The 16,263-nt window shown below is 52.3% G+C and carries 11 protein-coding genes and 2 pseudogenes; all 13 read right to left on the reverse strand.

The window, feature by feature from the left end:
- Window positions 1–930 (reverse strand): annotated as a pseudogene (pgi, locus tag R0I78_RS13605) (glucose-6-phosphate isomerase); the annotation flags it as partial.
- Between the two features lie 11 nt (window positions 931–941).
- On the reverse strand, window positions 942–2,000 hold the full coding sequence (rfbB, locus tag R0I78_RS13610; protein WP_317075715.1) for a dTDP-glucose 4,6-dehydratase: 1,059 nt from the start codon (window positions 1,998–2,000) through the stop codon (window positions 942–944).
- Window positions 2,001–2,014: 14 nt separating this feature from the next.
- Window positions 2,015–2,566, reverse strand: a complete 552-nt coding sequence (rfbC, locus tag R0I78_RS13615) for a dTDP-4-dehydrorhamnose 3,5-epimerase (protein ID WP_317075716.1) — start codon at window positions 2,564–2,566, stop codon at window positions 2,015–2,017.
- Window positions 2,563–3,450 (reverse strand): glucose-1-phosphate thymidylyltransferase RfbA, encoded by an 888-nt coding sequence (rfbA, locus tag R0I78_RS13620; RefSeq protein ID WP_317075717.1) that lies wholly within the window; start codon window positions 3,448–3,450, stop codon window positions 2,563–2,565. The genes rfbC and rfbA overlap by 4 nt, the downstream gene beginning before the upstream one ends.
- Window positions 3,447–4,343, reverse strand: a complete 897-nt coding sequence (gene rfbD, locus R0I78_RS13625; protein ID WP_317075718.1) for a dTDP-4-dehydrorhamnose reductase — start codon at window positions 4,341–4,343, stop codon at window positions 3,447–3,449. The genes rfbA and rfbD overlap by 4 nt, the downstream gene beginning before the upstream one ends.
- 196 nt (window positions 4,344–4,539) lie before the next feature.
- Complete coding sequence (locus tag R0I78_RS13630) at window positions 4,540–5,490, reverse strand: glycosyltransferase family 1 protein (RefSeq protein ID WP_317075719.1); 951 nt, start codon at window positions 5,488–5,490, stop codon at window positions 4,540–4,542.
- Window positions 5,484–7,562: a glycosyltransferase family 2 protein gene (locus R0I78_RS13635; RefSeq protein ID WP_317075720.1), complete on the reverse strand. Its 2,079-nt coding sequence runs from the start codon at window positions 7,560–7,562 to the stop codon at window positions 5,484–5,486. Before R0I78_RS13635 ends, R0I78_RS13630 begins: the two co-directional genes overlap by 7 nt.
- A complete protein-coding gene (locus R0I78_RS13640; RefSeq protein ID WP_317075721.1) occupies window positions 7,552–8,997 on the reverse strand; it encodes an alginate O-acetyltransferase AlgX-related protein in 1,446 nt (481 codons plus the stop codon). Before R0I78_RS13640 ends, R0I78_RS13635 begins: the two co-directional genes overlap by 11 nt.
- A gap of 3 nt (window positions 8,998–9,000) precedes the next feature.
- The gene (locus R0I78_RS13645) at window positions 9,001–11,820 is read right to left on the reverse strand and encodes a glycosyltransferase (RefSeq protein WP_317075722.1); all 2,820 of its coding nucleotides are present in this window, start codon (window positions 11,818–11,820) and stop codon (window positions 9,001–9,003) included.
- Complete coding sequence (locus R0I78_RS13650) at window positions 11,820–13,097, reverse strand: hypothetical protein (protein ID WP_317075724.1); 1,278 nt, start codon at window positions 13,095–13,097, stop codon at window positions 11,820–11,822. The genes R0I78_RS13645 and R0I78_RS13650 overlap by 1 nt, the downstream gene beginning before the upstream one ends.
- A gap of 41 nt (window positions 13,098–13,138) precedes the next feature.
- On the reverse strand, window positions 13,139–14,314 hold the full coding sequence (locus R0I78_RS13655) for a nucleotide sugar dehydrogenase (RefSeq protein WP_317075725.1): 1,176 nt from the start codon (window positions 14,312–14,314) through the stop codon (window positions 13,139–13,141).
- A gap of 191 nt (window positions 14,315–14,505) precedes the next feature.
- On the reverse strand, window positions 14,506–15,828 hold the full coding sequence (gene glmM / locus R0I78_RS13660; RefSeq protein ID WP_317075726.1) for a phosphoglucosamine mutase: 1,323 nt from the start codon (window positions 15,826–15,828) through the stop codon (window positions 14,506–14,508).
- 29 nt (window positions 15,829–15,857) lie between these two features.
- A pseudogene (pgi, locus tag R0I78_RS13665) lies at window positions 15,858–16,263 on the reverse strand (glucose-6-phosphate isomerase); the annotation flags it as partial.

Here is a 16,263-nt window from a genome sequence, read left to right on the forward strand (position 1 = left end):
CGGAATGTTCTGCTCAAGGGGCGTGGTGCGCAGGTGTTCATCCATGGCATGGGCACCGGCCAGCAGCTCTTCAAAGCGCTCAAAGCCCACCGCCAGAGTAATGGGCAGGCCAATGGCAGACCACAAAGAAAAGCGTCCGCCCACCCAGTCCCAGAACTCAAACATGTTCTCGGCCGCAATGCCAAACTCCACCACCTTGCGGTGATTGGTAGACACCGCCACAAAATGCTGCTGAATCAGGCTCTCATCACCACAGGCATTCAGCAGCCACTGGCGGGCAGCCAGCGCGTTAGACATGGTCTCGTCGGTGCCAAAGCTTTTGGACGACACCACAAATAAAGTGGTGGCCGGGTTAAGCGGCTCAAGGGTAGTGGCTAAATGCGCCGGGTCTATATTCGACACAAAATGCGCGCGAATGCCGGTGGTGCAATAGGGCTTAAGCGCCTCGCACACCATGGCCGAACCCAGGTCGGAGCCGCCAATGCCAATGTTCACCACATCGGTTATGGCCAGGCCGGTAAAACCATGCCACTCGCCCAAATGCACTTGCTCACAAAAACGGCGTATTTTAGCCAGTTCGGCGTGCACCGCAGGCACTAGATTCACGCCGTTATGCTCAAGCGTGCTACCTGCCGGCATACGCAATGCCGTGTGCAGCACGGCGCGCTGCTCGGTGGTGTTAAACTGGTTATCGGCAAACAGGCCGGCAATGGCCGCGGGCAGGTTCATGTGCCGGGCCAGCTCGCACAGCTGCTGCAGCACAGCAGGGCATACCTGCTGGCGGGAAAGGTCTACCAGCAACTCCTTACCAACATGAAAAGTAAGCTGTTGCACACGCTGGCTGTTTTCAGCAAAGCGTGCTGCCAGCGTGGGCATGGATTCAGCGTTGCGTTGCAACGCTTTAAACAAAGGGTGTGTAGATAACGGCACCGTCACTCCGGTTATTGGTAATGTGCGTTCAGCCAGTTTTGGTATTCACCGCTTTTTACGTTGTTCACCCATTCCTGATTGGCAAGATACCACTGTACGGTTTTACGAATGCCGCTTTCAAAGGTTTCTACCGGTTTCCAGCCCAGTTCGCGCTCAATTTTGGCGGCGTCTATGGCATAGCGCACATCATGGCCTGGTCTGTCGGCTACGTGGGTAATTAAGCTGGCGTAGGGGGAATGAGCAGATGGCGCTAGTTCATCCAGAATGGTGCAGATGGTTTTTACCACTTCAATATTCTGTTTTTCGTTATGGCCGCCAATGTTGTAGGTTTCACCCACTTCACCGCGGGTGACCACTTCGTAAAGGGCACGAGCGTGATCTTCCACATACAGCCAGTCACGGATCTGGTCGCCTTTACCATAAATAGGCAGAGGTTTACCTTCCAGTGCATTTAAAATCACCAGCGGGATCAGTTTTTCCGGAAAGTGATAAGGCCCATAGTTGTTAGAGCAGTTGGTAATAAGTGTGGGCAGGCCATAGGTGCGCTGCCAGGCCCGCACCAGATGATCCGAGCTGGCCTTGCTGGCCGAGTAGGGCGAGCTGGGCGCATAGGGCGTGGTTTCAGTGAAGAGGTCATCTGTGCCGTGCAAATCGCCATACACTTCATCAGTAGAAATATGATGAAAACGAAACGCTGCTTTAGCACCGTCTTCAAGGCCGTTCCAGTAGTGGCGGGCGGCTTCCAGCAGAGTGTAGGTGCCCACAATATTGGTATTAATAAACTCGGCCGGGCCAGAGATGGATCTGTCTACATGGCTTTCTGCCGCCAGGTGCATAACGGCGTCTGGCTTATGCTCGGCAAACACGGTATCCAGGCCGGCGCGGTCACAAATGTCCAGCTTAACAAAGTGATAGCGGGCAGCGTCGGCCACGCTGGCCAGTGATTCCAGGTTGCCGGCATAGGTGAGCTTGTCCAGGTTAATCACTGAATCTTGCGTGTTTTCAATAATATGACGAACCACGGCAGAGCCAATAAAGCCGGCACCGCCGGTAACCAGAATTTTACGCATAACGTCAGTTCTCATTATTCAGCAGGGGGCAGTTCGGCATCGGCAAACAAGGCTGCCGCCTGATCTTTGCCAGACAGCAGCGGAGTGCTTTGCAATGGCCAGTTTATGGCCAGTGTGGGGTCGTCCCAGCGAATGGCCCTTTCGTGCTCTGGCGCGTAATAGTCAGTGGTTTTATATAAAAACTCGGCCACATCAGACAGCACCACAAAACCATGGGCAAAGCCTTCCGGCACCCACAGCTGGCGCTTGTTCTCCGCTGAAAGATGCACACCCACCCAAGCACCAAAAGTGGCAGACTCCCTGCGCAGATCCACTGCCACATCAAACACCTTACCCAAAGTGCAGCGCACCAGCTTGCCCTGTTGCTGAGCCACCTGGTAATGCAGGCCGCGCAGCACCCCCTTGGCGGAGCGGGAGTGGTTGTCTTGCACAAAGTTCACCGGGCGACCAATGGCCTGCTCAAAATTGCGCTGGTTAAAGCTTTCAAAGAAAAAGCCGCGATCGTCACCAAACACGCTGGGTTCAATGATCACCACGTCGGGAATGGCGGTATTCACAATATTCATGCTTTGTAACCTGGCTTAATCAGTTGCAACAAATATTGGCCATAATCATTTTTAGCCAGCGGGGCTGCCAGCTTTGTCACCTGCTCGGCACTAATAAAGCCCTTGCGATAAGCAATTTCTTCCGGACAGGCCACTTTAAGCCCCTGGCGCTGCTCAATGGTCTGAATAAAAGTGCCGGCTTCCATCAGGCTGTTGTGGGTGCCGGTATCCAGCCAGGCATAACCCCGGCCCATGGTGGTAACGGCAAGCTCGCCACGTTCCAGATATATTCTGTTCACATCGGTAATTTCCAGCTCGCCCCGGGCAGAAGGCTTAAGGTTGCGGGCAATATCAATGACCTGATTATCGTAAAAATACAGGCCGGTAACCGCATAGTTGCTTTTGGGCTGGGTAGGCTTTTCTTCCAGGCTAAGGGCCTGGCCCTGTTCGTTAAACTCCACCACGCCATAGCGCTCGGGGTCGTGCACATGATAGGCAAACACAGTGGCACCGCTGCGCTGGCTGCTGGCCTGCATCAGCTCCTGCTGCAGGCTATGGCCAAAAAAGATGTTATCGCCCAGCACCAGGGCACAGTCATCGTCACCAATAAAGTCGGCACCAATCACAAAGGCCTGGGCCAGACCATCGGGGCTGGGTTGCACCGCATATTGCAGATTAATGCCCCACTGGCTGCCATCACCCAGCAGCTGCTCAAAGCGGGGCGTATCTTGTGGTGTGCTGATAATAAGAATGTCTTTAATGCCCGCCAGCATCAGGGTGCACAGCGGATAATAGATCATGGGTTTGTCGTATACCGGCAGCAGTTGTTTGCTTACCGCCATGGTCACCGGATAAAGCCGGGTGCCGGAGCCACCAGCCAGAATAATGCCTTTACGAGTGCTCAATGGGTTTGCTCCAGAATTTCAGTCAGCATGCGGGTTACACCCTGTTGCCAGTGAGGCAGGGTCAGATCAAAAGCGGCTTCCAGCTTGCTGCAGTCAAGGCGGGAATTTAACGGGCGCGTTGCCGGCACCGGCCACTGCTCAGAAGAAATGGGCAGGCAGGTTTGCAGGGCAAGCTCCACGCCGCTGTTGCGGGCCTGCTCAAACACAAAACCGGCATAACCGTGCCAGCTGGTTTCACCTCGGGCGGCCAAATGATAAATCCCGGCAAGGGCGGGCTGGCGCAACGCCATGCGCAAAGCATGCGCCGTTACATCCGCTATCAGCTCGGCACTGGTAGGTGCCCCCACCTGATCATTAATAACACTCAGCTCGCTGCGCTCTTGTGCCAGACGCAGCATGGTTTTGGCAAAATTACTGCCCCGGGCGGCGTATACCCAGCTGGTGCGAAAAATTAAATGCTGCGGGCAATGGGCAAGAACAGCCTGCTCTCCGGCAAGCTTGGTAGCACCGTAGTGGTTCAGCGGCTGAGGTGCGTCTTGTTCTGTCCAGGGGGTGCTGCCGGTGCCGTTAAAAACGTAATCGGTGGAGTAATGTACCAGCCAGGCACCCAAGGCTGCGGCCTCTTTGGCCAGCACAGCAACACTGGCAGCATTCACCTGCTGCGCCAGTGCCTGCTCGGTTTCGGCCTTATCTACGGCGGTATAAGCGGCAGCGTTAACAATCACATTCGGCTTAAGCGCGCGAACAGTTCTGGCAAGCGCCTCGGGGCAAGACAAATCACCGCACAGCTCGGTTTGCTCCCGCCCAAGGGCAGTAACCTTGCCTAGCGGTGCCAGGGCGCGCTGCAGCTCCCAGCCCACCTGGCCGTTTTTGCCCAACAGCAAAATATGCATACACAACTCCGTGGGTGGCAAACAGGCGGCCTAAGCCGCCTGTAATAAAAGAAAGCGATTATAAAACACAGGGAAGGGATATCAAGGTTGACTGCTCCTCCCCTTGGCAAGGGGAGGGAACTTCTTGCTCCTCCCCCCTTTTCAAGAGGCACCATTTCATCTCCTCCCCCTATTTAAGGGGGAGGCCGGGAGGGGGTTAAAACAGACCCCACCCTGACCCTCCCCTTAGTAAGGGGAGGGAACTGTTTCGCGCCTGCTCCCACATTGCCTGCCTTGCCTGCTCATTCGCACTTAACCGCAAAATGGCATTCACCCAGGCTTGCTGCTCCATGGGTAACAAAAGGCCATTGTGTTCATGGCGCACCAGAGAGCGGTAAACCGGGTGATCCGCATAAATGCCAACGGCACCGGCCTGAGTAATATCAAAAAACTTGGTGGGGGCACGGGCAGCGTTAAAATGGTTATTCAGCAAGGGGGCCAGGCCAATGGTGCGGCCCGGGCGGGCCAGCAAAGCCTGATAAGCTGGCCAGTTCATGGGGTGCAGCACATGCACTCTGGGCAGAGCAGCAAACTGCTTGCGAACTGCCTGGCTGCCAATTAACTCCACGCTCAGGCTGGCATCCTGTTCCAGCACCTGTTCAAACACCGGATACAGCCACTCAAACTCAGCTCCGTGTGATGCAGAACCATGATAAAACAGCGTTTTTTGTGGTGTTGAACGCACATAAGGTGATTGTGGTTGCAACACCACAGGAGACCAGCTGGCATATTTCTCTGCAAGCCAGGGCGTAGACACCCATAGTTCTGCCTGCATGCGCTGCAGCCAGCCCTTATAGCGTAACGCCATTTTCCATAGCTTATAGCGATAGCGCAGCGGCAAACCTGTGTGAGCACGCAGGTCAAACAGATCGTCATCCATAAAAAACACCAGCTGGCCAATGTGCGAGCGGTGCTGTTCAACCCACTTGCACCAGGCTGGTGTTAAATAACGCACAAAAACCACTTCCGCAAAAGGCGCGCTCAAGGGAGGGGGGTTATGCAGATGAGCCTCTGTTACCGCTGCATTCATATTGCGCAGATAAGGCCGCACAAAAAAATCAGCGGAAGGGTTGGCACCCTGCTGAACCAGCAGGGTGGGCGTTACCATGGCCAGTCTACCCGTGGAATCTTGCCCAGTTTAAAGTCGGGCTGAGAATAATTAAGGTTAGGGTTATAGAAAGGATCTCTTTCAATAATATGCCCCCACCGGTGGCGCATATAGAGTGTTTCTTGTTGTGCTCTGGCTTTTTTCTTAGGAGAGTCATCTTTGCCGCGAGAAACAGACTCATGGTGATAAAGCTCGGCATAAGGCGTGTAAATGACACGCTGGCCGGCTTCTCTCACTTTCAGGCAATAATCTACATCATTAAAAGCAACGGTAAGCTGCTCTTCCAGTCCGCCCAGCTGCTCATATAATGCCTTATGAGTAACCAAACATGCTGCCGTTACTGCCGATAAATCCTGTGCCAGCATTGCCCTGTGCATATAGCCGGGGTCATCTCCCTCAAGAATGCCATGCAAGTGAGTGGCACAACCGCCCGGGCCCAATACATCGCCGGCATGTTGCACCCGTCCATCACTAAAATAAAGGCGAGCACCCACCACACCGGTGCCGGGTTGCAGCAAACGCGATACCATTTCTTCCAGCCAGTCGGGGCTGATAATTTCAGTGTCGTTGTTCAGCAAGCAAACCACATCACCGTTTGCCTGGCTTACAGCAAAGTTATTAATGGCAGAAAAATTAAATGGTTTGTTGTAATGCAGCACACGCACATTTGGGTGGCGAGATATGTGTTCAAAATAGTCAAGAGTAGCCTGTTCACAGCTTTGATTATCTACCACCAACAGTTCAAAGTTGGGCCAGGTGGTTTTTTGAAGCAAGCTGTCTACACAGGTTTTTAAGTAGTGCAGCGCATCACGCGTGGGCACCACAATAGACACTGTTGGCAGAACAGGTGGCAACCCATAACGCACGCTTAAAAAGTCACCCTGCTCGCAAACTGCCGCATTAATTTTATGTCGCTCAAAATAGCGCGCCAGTGTTGCGCAGCAGGGAGTGGCATTATTGGCTGCATGGTGAAACAACACAGCTGGAATATGGCACACTGCACTATCTTCAAGCTTTGCTGTTGCCTCCAGCACAAGCTCATAAGCAGAAGTAAAATCGCAGCGCTTCAGTGCTGAAGAGAAAACATGGCCACGCATGGCAAATGCCGAGCCTATGTAACCTGAGCTGCGAGCCAGCTCAGGTGACCAGTCTGGCTTAAATTGCGGGTTTTCGCGCTTTTCATTGATCCAATAGTCATGATCGGAGTAAATGAAGTGGTTATTTTGGTTAACCATTTCTGCAGCCAGCCAGGCTAAAGCCCAAGGCGCAAGTTGAGTGCCGGCTTGCATCAGCAGCACCCAGTTTTCACTGTGTATAACTTTTAATTCATTAATAGTCAGCAGTGCAATATCAAAGGCTGTGCCCCACTCAGCTTTCTGGTGTTCCGTTACCAGCAAGCTTACTGATGCAGATAACATCTCAAGCTGTTGCCGCAGCGATGTCAGACTCTGCTGCACCACACCCGGGGCATCAGCAAAGCGGGCATCAATAACAACATTTATTTTTACATTGGTCAGTTTTTTATGTTTTATGGCTTTCTTTAGCCGGCGAGCCACAGACGGAGTAAAGTTCTCACTTTGCTTTATCCACTGGTCATAGCAAGGAGAAGCCGTAAAATAGCGGCTTTTACCTATCAGCTGATAGGCTGAGTAGGGATTAAGAAGCATGGCAACAGGGTTTAAGTTAAGCACCCGTCGTTGCCTGTGTGAAGAAGTGGTATAAGTGTTATAAAGCCGGCGACCCATTAAATAACGCGCAGTCATCCAGCTAACTTTTTGTATGTAAAAACTGTTGAGACCGCTTGGAGTTTCCCGGCTTTTAATTTCAATCCATGCTTTGGTAAAAGCTGGAAGCTTTATGACCTCATATAGCTTCCCCTTGAGTGTTATCGGCAAGTTGATAACCTTTTGGGTTAGGTTGTCTTCTTCTATAAATAAGGCTGCCTCAAGTGAGGAACCCTTGCAATCCAAAAGGGCACTAACTATAAACCAGCCCTCTTTTAAATTTTTACCTAAAGGTAAGTTAACCGAGGTGAACTTGCAGTCAATGTTGGTTGTAGTGTCACTTTTCATTAGTTACAACCTTGTCAAATGCTTCGGTTAAGCATGCATCAAGGCCCTGCAGGTGCATTTTTTCTAACTTCTCCTGGCTGCAAGATACCTTGTTTTTTATTGCCTTAATTATTTCGTCTTCTGAGAGTGCTGTAATTTTTTCACGTATTGCTTGTAAGAGGCAGAAGTCTGTAGAGGGTGCTTGAATAACAAATCTGGCATTTGTTTGAGTGACTAAGTAGTCTGGTTTTACTATTTTTAACAAGTTGGGGTCAATATTTCCTGCTGTGTGTATAAATAGGTAGTTTTCAAAAATTCTACTTAGGTAGTTAAACATGGAATAGCTTGATGAAGAGCCAAAGGTTAAGCATGTTTTTTTTATGAGTGAATCTTTATTATGGAAAGCAATGATTCGTCCAATATTTGGCAGAGCATTGTCATATACAATAAAGTTTCTATAGTTAAAGGATTTTAATATTTCGGTTTTGCTTGATTCTCTGGGGGTGAGTTTGTTTCCAAGATCCCCTCCCTTTACTTGCACTTTGTATCTGTCACTTTTGAAATGCTTTTGAATAGAGGTAGAGGCTATGCCGAATTTTCTCATAAGTGCCAGCGTAGCGGTGAGTGCGCCTTTGTGAGACCAATGAGTGTCACATTTCAAATAAGAATCATCACCTAGATTTTTTAATTCTTTCAGTGGGTATACTAGTAATGGTGGTGCTAGTTTCTCTATTTCAGTGATGGGGCTAACACCTTTTTTTTGTGGGTGATATTTTTCACCAACAACACTTTCTTTTGATGGTGCGATCAACATTGCGTATTCACTGGAATGCTGCTTTGCAAGCTCTTTCATGCCGTGAAAGTATGATGACCACCTACTCAGGGTTATTTCGGTTAGTTTTATTTTTCCAGTGAATTGATCTATGCTGTTGTTTGTGTCGTTATCCAGAAATAGCCAGCCATTCTTACCCTTTAATACTTTTATGGTTTCATGTTTTTCGTTGTGCTGGGAAGTGTTGATAGTTTTTAATAGCTGCTCGTTGTTGCCTGCTTTTAGGATTAGCTCTACCTTCCCTGCAGAGTGAGGTATTGTGAAGCTAAAGCCGCAAAACATTTGCTTGCTTATTTTTGGTGTGCTTATTTTTGTCTCTTTTATTACGTCAGATCTTTTTAGATTTATTTCATTAAGAAGGTAGAAGTTAGGTGACCAGCGAGCAATGATGTAGGCAGGAGTGTGACTGCTTTCTTTAAGTAACGCCCATCCCTGAACTACCAGGCCTGAATTTGTTTTTTTAGAACCGTACTTTTTAGAAGGGTAGTCCAAATGCCATTTAAAAACTGGATTGCTATTGTTTTTAGTTAGCATGGTGGTGAGAACTCTCTTGACTAAGTGAGAGTGGTTGAGCTTTATTTTTTTTAATGCTGAGTAAGCCAGTTCTTTAATTGCTATTTTCATTTTTTATGACGTCATCATTTCATATAACAGTGTGTTCAAGGCTTTTTGCATTTTAAGAGAGCTGTAATGCTGCTCAGCGCGCTGCCGCCCTGCCATGCCCATGCTGGTGCGCAGCTCATGGTTTGCAACCAGGGCGGCAACATGTTCGGCTACTTGTTGCACATCGCCTTTGGGGGCAAGAAAACCGGTTTGTTCGTGCGCTACCAGCTCAGGCAATGCGCCCCAGTAATAACAAACAACCGGGCGGCTGGCCGCCATGGCTTCCAGCACAGTGCGGCCAAACGACTCCTGAAAATGCGAAAGGTTTACCAGCATATCCAGCTGTGCCAATGCCGCCTGAGGGGTTGCGCTATAGCCCGCAAACTCAAGGTTAACCGGCGCTTCGCTGTTGCTGAACAACGCCTGTGTGTGTTCATTTTCCGGGCCAATCAGCACACAGGTGGCGGGCACTCCTTGTTGCTGTAACAAAGAGGCAAGCTGCACAAAATCGTACAGGCCTTTTTTAGGCAGGTTGCTGCTGATCATGCCTACCTGCACGCGGCTTTTACCTGGCAGCGGCACACTAAAAGCCTGCGCCTCTATCACATTACCAACAACATGAACCCGCCCGGGCGCGTTAAGATAACGAGCCACAACCTGAGAATTGGCAATAAAAGCATCACAATGCTCCAGCAGGTGCTGGCGAATTTGCTCAGAAGAGGCATTGAAGTCTGTGCACAGCGCGGCATCGTGCTCGGGCAGTTCACGCACATGGCTTACAGCGGGCACGCCGCAGGCTTTGGCAGCCAGCAAAGGTTCCCACAGTGTCAGTGTGTTGCAATATACCAGAGCAACATTGTGCTCTTTAATAAGCCCGGAAAAATGCGCCACTGTGGCCTGCTCTGCGCTGCGCCCGTGTTGCCACCAGTGATAAGGCAACACCACAAGGTGCTGACAGCGGGTTCTTATCTGCTCCACATAATCCATGTTCTGAGCAGAAGGCAAAGTAACCAGCAGGTTATAGGGCAAATGGCCCAAAGCGCTCAGCACATCCAAAAAGCTGCGTTCGGCACCATAGGTTTTATCGCTTACCAGGTGGGCACACAGCAGTAATACCGGGCGATCTGAACGCCATGCCAGAGCACCATTCAGCAGTGACAGCGCGTATTCATGAGCTGTGTCGGCACGCAGTAAATGCAAAAGCGGGTTTTGCTGCTGGGCCTCGGGTACCGCAAACTGATAACCCGAACCGCTGAAATGAGGGCCGGGATCGCGCCACTCAAGATGGCCAAAACGCAGGTAATGCTGTAATGGCTCCATGCCCGCTGCGGCCACATCCGGATAGCGTCGCAAATACCAGTCACCATCAAACAAGGTGCTCTGCTCTGCCAGCAATCTGAGGTTGTGCTCCTTTGCACTGGCGGTGCCACGACACATGGGGGCAGGAGCGGCAAAAGGGCGCTGCTCTGGCCTGGCCGGCATATACAGCGTGCGAGCGTTTTGCTGCCATGCCCGTGCTGCCTGGTGATAGCGGTTTCTTAAGCCGCTGTCTTGATAATAAGTACGCAGGTGAGAATGATTTTGTTGAGTAAGCGAGCCTGCATCTACCCGGCCAAAAGCCAGGGGTATGCCGGGCAGAGCTTCGGCCATGGCGGCAGAGCCAAAAGCCTGAATAATACGGTAATAAAACTCGGTATCGGCATTCACCGACACACAGTCCCAAAATCCAAGCTTGCGGTGCACCCGCCTGCGGAACATAAGAGACGACACATTGCGCTGAACCCAGCTCGGCTCTTGCCGCCACACTGCAATATTCAGCCCGGGAGTGCAACGCACCCAGTGACTGGTGCAGGCAACCAGTCGCTTATTGGCCTGCAGCAATGCTACCTGATGCTCTATTTTTTGCGGGTGCGACCAGTCGTCACAATCGTGAGTGGTAATAAATGTTCCGCGTGCTTGGGCCAGGGCGGTGTTACGCGCAGCGTAGGCACCCTGATTAACGGAGTGGCGAAGCAGCTTAATACGCGGATCCCGGGCTGCAAGCCCGGCCACTATGCTGGCAGAGTTATCCGCAGAGGCATCATCCACTACCAGAATTTCAAGGTGTTTCCAGCTTTGCTGCTGCAAACTGCGCAGTGCGGTAGCAAGGCCGGCCTCAGCATTAAAGCAGGGCATAATAACCGACACCAACGGTTTGCGCTGCCACCAGGCGCGAACAGCAGCTGGTGCCTGTGGCGCACTCAAATTATCAAGCGTTAACGGCTGTTGTGCATGGTGCAAAGCAACGGAACACAGCCCCTGCTCTTGATAAAACTCATTCAGAGTGGCCAGGGTGTGCTGCTCTGGCAGCATAAATCTGGCGAGCGCCCAATCCGGCACCTTGGGCCATCCTGGCTGCTCCAGCCAGGCGGTAGCCTCCTGCATCTTTCCCTGATGCCACAGCACATGGAACATCAGCAGCCATGGCCCGGCATGACCAACCAGTAAGCCGGCTGTTACGTCTGCAAAAAATACGCGCAATAACGGCTCGGCAAGGGTGTGCTCAGAGTTTGAGGCATGCCAGCGGGCCAGCACCCAGGCCGCAATGGCGGCCTCGGTTCCGCCGGTGTTAGCCAGCGTTTGCAACTCACCAACGGCATGGATATGCCCCCGCCATAGTTGTTCTTCCAGTGCCAGTGCAGTGCTGGGGCAGGGCAGGCGCTGCTCTTGCCGGCCATGGTTAATAAAGTGGTGCCATGGATCCATGCCGGCCGCGGCCACATCCGGATAATGCTCAAGATACCACTGCGCATTAAACAGGCGTTGCAATGCCTGCTCTCGCTCAGCGTGTGTAATTACGCTCATTAATAAAGCGGCCGCTTTTCAGCCTGACCAAAGCGCAAATAATGATAAAGCGGATTAAAGCCGGCAGCGGCAACATCCGGGTTGGCATCCAGATAATCCTGGCTGTTAAAGCCCGGGCTTGGGTTGCGCCCTTCAAACCCGCCGCATTTCAGATAGTGCAATGCCGGATTGCTGGCAAAGAGCTTGTCGGCGGCCACATCGGGATATTGCTTAAGATACCAGTCACCGTTAAATAAAGAAGAAGCCGCCAGCTCAGCTGCACGGCGCTGCAGCTGTTTTTTCTCGGCGCGTTTTTTCATTTTGCCCTTAAGGGAAGACGACTTAACTGCAGGCTTGTTCGAGACCGGCTCTTTGGGGGCCACAACCGGAAGTGGAGCTGAAGGAGCAGGGGAGAGATGTTTTTCCAGCGCTTCCTGCACGGTAAACAACTGTTCCAGCAGCAAGCTGTTCTCTTGCTTAAGCCCGGCTACTTCCTGATTGTTATTGCGTGCCGAGTCCCGCTCTTTAGTAAGCGTGATTACTTGTTTTTCTGCAGCAGCAAGGTTGGCCTTAATGTGTTCGCACTCTTTGGTAATCGTTTTTATTTGCTCTTGTGTAGTAGCAAGACTGACCTTTAGCTGATTACATTCCTTGGTTTGTTCTGCAAGTTTTTGTTTCGCGATTTTATTAAGCTGTTCTGTGTTCTGCCAGTTAATATGGGCCTGCTTGCCAGCCTGAAAGTCTGCCAGCAGCTTATCCAGATCAGCCATGGCTAAGGATGACGAGAAAGAGCCCAGCGGCTGTGCCAAGGCCTGCAGTTGCTGCTCTAATGACTGCAGTTCTGCATTGCTGGCAAGCATGTTTTCTGCCATTAACCGTTGCAGTGCAGAGGTGGTGTGCTTAATGGCTGGCGTAGTTTGCTCCGGCAGTTCAAGCGCTGGCCAGTGCTGAGCACACAAAGTGTGAAACAGCTGCGGTGCAGCCAATACATCAGCAAGGCTGAACAGTAACGCCTTGCCACGCATTTTTTTGCAAAAACGAGCCAACAAGGCCGCGTTATGCTGCCATAGCGCCACCGCCTGAGAGGGCTCGGTGCCGCGGGCGGCAGCCTGCTCCAGCGCCATATAAAGTGGTGCATAAAGCAGCACCAGATTGCCTCCGGCATGTTTCAGCTCTTCCAGGGCAGCTGCGCCGGCAAGTTCAGTAACTTTTAATTCATGTTCAGAAACAAGCTGGCGTAACGCGGGAGAGGCCAGTTGCCAGTTGCAAAATGCCGCAGCGGCAAAGGTGAGTGTCATGGTTGCTCCTGCAAATAAAATGATTGTGCTCTTTTTTGAGACTAGTCTTGCCCAAAAATATCCCGTGTGTATACCTTGCCGGCCACGCTGTGTAAATCGGCGTGCTGGCGGTTGGCCAGAATAACATCAGCCTGTTGCTTAAAGTGCTCAAGGTTATTTACCAGCAAGCAGCCGTTAAACTCGGCCTGCTGCAGGGTTGGCTCATAAATAACGACAGTAACACCCTGCTGCTGTAGCCGGCGCATCACCCCCAGCATGGCGCTGTGGCGAAAGTTGTCTGAACCCTGCTTCATTATTAACCGGTAAATACCCACCACATTGGGCTGGCGGGCCAGCACCCGGCTTGCAATAAAATCCTTGCGGGTGCGGTTGGCATCTACAATGGCACCAATGAGGTTATTGGGCACATTCTGGTAATTAGCCAGCAGCTGGCGGGTGTCTTTGGGCAGGCAATAACCGCCATAACCAAACGACGGATTATGGTAATGCTGACCAATGCGAGGGTCTAACCCCACACCTTCTATGATCTCTTTAGCATTCAAGCCGTGGCTTTCTGCGTAGGTGTCCAGCTCATTAAAATAGGCCACCCGCATGGCAAGGTAGGTGTTGGCAAACAGCTTGATGGCCTCGGCTTCGTTGCTGTTTACCAGCAGCACGGGCACCTCTTTGCTTTCAGCCCCTTGCTGCAGCAAGGCAGCAAACTGCTGAGCATGCTTGCAATGGCCGCCCACCACAATGCGGGACGGGTGCAGGTTGTCGTGCAGGGCACGGCCTTCACGCAAAAACTCCGGCGAGAACAAAATAGCCTGGTGCCCCAAGCGCTGGCGCAAACCGGCAGTAAAGCCCACCGGCACGGTAGACTTGATAACAAACACCGCAGTGGAGTTAATGGCCAATGCCTGCTCAATAACGGTTTCTACCGAGCTGGTATCAAAAAAATTGGTGAGCGGATCATAATCGGTAGGGGTGGCGATCACGATAAAGTCAGCCTTGGCAAAGGCCTGCTCGGGGCAAGCAGTGCAGCTTAATGCCAGCGGCTGAGTAGCCAGAAAATGACTGATGTCGTCATCCTGCACCGGGCTTTGCCCCACCGCCAGCATGGCCACCCGCTCGGGGTTAATGTCGTAGGCCACCACAGCGTTATGCCGCGCCAGCAGCACCGCATTGGCCACCCCCACATACCCTAACCCCACCACCGTAACTCTTGTTTCACTCATAAGTGTACAACTCAGCCCACCTTTGCTTGCCCGATAAACCGGTGCTTAAAAACCGTCATTCCGGCCCACTTTTACGTCATTCCGGCGAAGGCCGGAATCCATACCGCAGCCAACGCCCAACTAACAAGCACGCCACAAAACACACCAAACACCGCCACTTCCAGCTTACGGCTTATAGCTCCCCGAAGGGGTCAAACAGCTTCCGCAATATACTCCGCCAGCTCATTTACCAAGGCAGCATCGGCACCTTCCACCATCACCCGAATAAGCGGCTCGGTACCCGACTTGCGCAGCAGCACCCGGCCATTGCCGGCAAGCTTCACTTCTGCTTCACCCACCCGTTGCTTAACGGCATCACTTTCCAGCGGGTTGCTGCCGGCGGCAAAACGCACATTAACCAAACGCTGGGGGAATAGCTCCAGGCCACGACGCAACTCATTTAAGGTAAGCCCCTGACCAACAGCAGCTTTAAGCACCTGCAGGGCGGCGATAATACCATCTCCGGTGCTGTTGTGATCCAGGCTGATAATATGGCCGGAGTTTTCACCGCCCAGCTTCCAGCCGTGCTGCTGCAGCTGCTCCATTACATAGCGGTCACCTACCTTGGCGCGCACAAAGGGAATCTTGTGCTCGGCCAGAGCCAGCTCCAGCGCCATGTTGGTCATTAGCGTGCCGGCTACACCGCCACCCAGAGTGCCCTGGCGGCTGGCATGTTGCGCCAGAATAAACAGCAGTTCGTCGCCATCCAGTAGTATTCCGGTGTGATCCACCATGGCCAGGCGGTCACCGTCACCATCAAATGCAATGCCGATATCGGCACGATATTGTTTAACGGCGGCCACCAAGGCATCTGGCGCGGTAGAGCCGACATTATCGTTAATGTTCAGGCCATCGGGGCTGGCACCAATGGTAATCACCTCGGCCCCCAGTTCCTGGAACACCGCCGGGGCAATGTGGTAGGTAGCACCGTGGGCGCAGTCCAGCACAATGCGCAGGCCCTCAAGGCTGAGCTCGGTAGGGAAGGTGCTCTTGCAAAACTCAATATAACGGCCGGCGGCATCGGTAATGCGGCGGGCTTTGCCCAGTTTGTTGGAGGCCACACAATCCATGGGCTGATCCATCATGGCCTCAATGGCCAGCTCCACCTCATCCGGCAGCTTGGTGCCGTTGTGAGAGAAAAACTTGATTCCGTTATCGTAATAAGGATTGTGCGAGGCACTGATTACAATGCCAGCCTCGGCCCGAAAGGTACGGGTAAGGTAGGCAATGGCCGGCGTAGGCATGGGGCCAAGCAGAGCAGCGTTTAAGCCAGCGGCAGACAAACCGGCCTCCAGCGCCGACTCCAGCATATAGCCGGAAATGCGGGTGTCTTTGCCGATGAGTACAGTTTTGGTGCCGGTTTGCGACAGCACCTTGCCGGCGGCCCAGCCCAGCTTCATCACAAATTCAGGAGTAATGGGATAATGGCCGACTTTGCCGCGAACGCCGTCGGTGCCGAAGTATTTTCTGGTCATATCTGGGATCCTGAAAAATTGGTTCTAATTTAGCTTTGCCAATCAAATATTTTATGAATAAGTTGTTGTGTAGCCGAATTGTGTTTGATTGAACAGCTTTTGTTTGAGAGCGTATTCACCAGACCGCTGGCCAGCTTTTTGCCCAGCTCTACGCCCCACTGGTCAAAGCTGTTTACGCTCCACAGCACGCCCTGCACAAAGGTTTTGTGCTCATACAGGGCAATTAAGCTGCCAAGGGTGTGAGGGGTCAGCTCCTTGCACAAAATTACTGTGCTGGGGCGGTTGCCGGGCATCACCTTGCTGGGCAGCAGCTCGGCAATGCGTTGCTCGCTCAAGCCTTCCGCTCTCAGCTCGGCTTCCACTTCAGCCGCTGATTTGCCAAAGGCCAGGGCCTCGGCCTGGGCCAGCATATTGGCCAGCAACTTGTGGCGGTGT

The sequence above is a fragment of the Oceanimonas sp. CAM02 genome, assembly GCF_032842915.1.
In the GTDB taxonomy this organism is placed as follows: domain Bacteria; phylum Pseudomonadota; class Gammaproteobacteria; order Enterobacterales; family Aeromonadaceae; genus Oceanimonas; species Oceanimonas smirnovii.

Bases quoted from the DNA above. Each gene is read 5' to 3' on its own strand.
- R0I78_RS13630 (WP_317075719.1), bottom strand. From the start codon at position 5,490: ATGGTAACGCCCACCCTGCTGGTTCAGCAGGGTGCCAACCCTTCCGCT.
- R0I78_RS13640 (WP_317075721.1), bottom strand. From the start codon at position 8,997: ATGAAAATAGCAATTAAAGAACTGGCTTACTCAGCATTAAAAAAAATA.
- rfbC (WP_317075716.1), bottom strand. From the start codon at position 2,566: ATGAATATTGTGAATACCGCCATTCCCGACGTGGTGATCATTGAACCC.
- R0I78_RS13635 (WP_317075720.1), bottom strand. From the start codon at position 7,562: ATGAAAAGTGACACTACAACCAACATTGACTGCAAGTTCACCTCGGTT.
- glmM (WP_317075726.1), bottom strand. From the start codon at position 15,828: ATGACCAGAAAATACTTCGGCACCGACGGCGTTCGCGGCAAAGTCGGC.
- rfbD (WP_317075718.1), bottom strand. From the start codon at position 4,343: ATGCATATTTTGCTGTTGGGCAAAAACGGCCAGGTGGGCTGGGAGCTG.
- R0I78_RS13655 (WP_317075725.1), bottom strand. From the start codon at position 14,314: ATGAGTGAAACAAGAGTTACGGTGGTGGGGTTAGGGTATGTGGGGGTG.
- R0I78_RS13645 (WP_317075722.1), bottom strand. From the start codon at position 11,820: ATGAGCGTAATTACACACGCTGAGCGAGAGCAGGCATTGCAACGCCTG.
- R0I78_RS13650 (WP_317075724.1), bottom strand. From the start codon at position 13,097: ATGACACTCACCTTTGCCGCTGCGGCATTTTGCAACTGGCAACTGGCC.
- rfbB (WP_317075715.1), bottom strand. From the start codon at position 2,000: ATGCGTAAAATTCTGGTTACCGGCGGTGCCGGCTTTATTGGCTCTGCC.